Origin of the sequence: Faecalibacterium sp. DFI.5.82 (assembly GCF_029076575.1) — a bacterium.
GTDB classification, from domain to species: Bacteria; Bacillota; Clostridia; order Oscillospirales; family Ruminococcaceae; genus Faecalibacterium; species Faecalibacterium duncaniae.
Genome location: NZ_JARFIS010000180.1, coordinates 1 through 349, shown reverse-complemented (window position 1 = coordinate 349; position 349 = coordinate 1). Strand labels below are relative to the sequence as shown.

Annotated in this window: 1 protein-coding gene; it reads right to left on the bottom strand. The window is 59.9% G+C overall.

Translation table 11 applies throughout. The features are described 5' to 3' along the window. A partial coding sequence (locus P0G09_RS16150; protein WP_275253170.1) for a hypothetical protein occupies positions 1–317 on the bottom strand: 317 nt, incomplete at its 3' end. Positions 318–349 lie beyond the last annotated feature (32 nt).

Genomic DNA, 349 nt, shown 5'->3' with positions numbered 1-349 from the left:
CCGGAACGGGCCAGCTCCATGGAGAGGTTCAGGCCCATCTGGCCGCCCAGGTTGGGCAGAACGGAGTCAGGCTTCTCGATCTCCATGATGCGCTCCACCACCTCAAGGGTCATGGGCTCGATATAGACATGATCGGCCACATCGGGGTCGGTCATAATGGTAGCGGGGTTGGTGTTGAGCAGAACGGTCTCAATGCCCTCTGCTTTCAGGGCGCGGCTCGCCTGGGTGCCGGAGTAGTCGAACTCAGCGGCCTGGCCGATGATGATGGGGCCGGAGCCGATGACCAGCACCTTTTTGATTCTGGGGTCCTTGTGCATTTCAGCGCACCTCCTTTTTTGCTGCTTTGACG